The organism is Phytoactinopolyspora endophytica (assembly GCF_004138495.1).
Lineage (GTDB): Bacteria > Actinomycetota > Actinomycetes > Jiangellales > Jiangellaceae > Phytoactinopolyspora > Phytoactinopolyspora endophytica.
Genome location: NZ_ML142851.1, coordinates 545244 through 546830, shown reverse-complemented (window position 1 = coordinate 546830; position 1587 = coordinate 545244). Strand labels below are relative to the sequence as shown.

Sequence of the window (1587 nt, the reverse complement as noted above, 5' to 3'; positions counted from 1 at the left end):
TGTTGTCGGCGGCAGGGTGGTTTCCAGCCAGGCGAATACTGAGCAGGGTGCGGCAAGCTGGAAACCACCCTGCCGATATCTGCTCAAGATTCAGCTGCCGTTGACAAGTGTGTCGACGTGATCGTCTTATCGCGGGCGCACACGGACGCGACCAAGGCAACCCTCGGTGGTTTCCCGCGCACTACACCTCGACTTCCACGAGACCTTCAACAGTCGCCGCATCCACATGCGAACGCGGTCACGTCATACGTGTACACGGTCATCGTCCCTACATGATGTGCTATGGCCATGTCACAGGATCTTGAGGGTCTGGATCGGGTTGAGCAGTGGGCGTGCCGGATCGCCGAGCGTGCGCTCGGGGTCGTGGCGACCCCGCATGACGTCCCGCCTCGGCAGGGTGCCGTTGACGCATTCCTCACGTACACCGATGGCCGACAGGCCGCGTTCGAGGTAACCCACCTGGCGACCGACGGCAGTGCCTCTCTCCACCTTGTCCAGCTGCTCAGCCGCGATCGCTTCGGCTGGCCTCTTCCCGGCAAGTGGTGGTGGAGCATCTGGATCGAAGACCCTTCGGATCTGCCCGGGCTTCGTCAGGTCTTCGACAAGATTGTGCTGATGTGCGAGGGCCTAGGGGTGACAGAACCGAACGTCCTTCCTTGCGCCGACGTCGACGCCGACGTGCGATGGCTGACGCGAGAGTCGTCTGTGCGGATGTGGGGCTGTCCGACCGTGCCGGCCATTGATGGCGACCACATCCGACGGGCAATGATCACGCAACCCGGCTTGGGTGGCTTTACGGACGAGACCTTCAGCCAGCTCGACGGGGAACTAACTGCGGCGTTCGAAACGCCTCTCCTTCGGCGCCACGTCGCCAAGTTGAAACGGACCCGTGCCGACGAGCGATATCTGTTTGTCGTCGTAGGAGTGTACGACCTCCCTTCTCACTTTTCGATGCCTTGGGATTCGGCGACGGCGCGCCAGCGGATGCGCCGTCGTTGCCAGTGGGTTTGACGCACCTGTGGCTGGCGCCACTGCATGGCCACCGGGTCTGCTCGGCGACAAGGCGGGCTGGAGCGAGTACGAGGCGACTCCAGCGGGCGACCCGGAGAACTGACGACGCGAATCGGTTGGCGTGTCCGTGAGGACGTCCCTCCCGAGCTGACCGCGATGCTACACGAGCACATCGAAAGGTTCGGGACCACACCAGACGGACGGCTGTTTGTCGGCGAGCACAACACCGACCACCTGCCTAGCTTCACCGTAAGACGAGTCTGGGCACATGCCCGCAAGACAGTGCTAGCTGAGCCCGCAGTGAAGACGCCTCTCGCCGCGACGCCCTACGATCTCCGCCACGCCGCGGTGTCCACGTGGATCAACGCCGGCGTCCCGCCAACTCAAGTGGCCGAATGGGCCGGGCACTCCGTCGACGTCCTTCTCAAGATCTACGCCAAGTGCATCGACGATGACGCTACCCGGCTTCGCTCGAAGATCGAAGACGCCCTCGGCCACGCACGCGAAGGGTGAAAACTTGGCCGTGTATTTGCCGTAAACACCCGTAGTTTGCCGCTCTCAGCCGGCGACAGCCGG

At 63.2% G+C, this 1587-nt stretch carries 2 protein-coding genes; both read left to right on the top strand.

The window, feature by feature from the left end:
- The first annotated feature begins 363 nt into the window (after nt 1-363).
- Complete coding sequence (locus ELR45_RS08375) at nt 364-1011, top strand: hypothetical protein (protein ID WP_129665016.1); 648 nt, start codon at nt 364-366, stop codon at nt 1009-1011.
- Nucleotides 1012-1035: 24 nt separating this feature from the next.
- The gene (locus ELR45_RS08370; RefSeq protein ID WP_129665014.1) at nt 1036-1524 is read left to right on the top strand and encodes a site-specific integrase; all 489 of its coding nucleotides are present in this window, start codon (nt 1036-1038) and stop codon (nt 1522-1524) included.
- Nucleotides 1525-1587 lie beyond the last annotated feature (63 nt).

Coding starts and splice junctions, on each gene's coding strand:
- ELR45_RS08370 (WP_129665014.1), top strand. CDS start 1,036: ATGGCCACCGGGTCTGCTCGGCGACAAGGCGGGCTGGAGCGAGTACGA.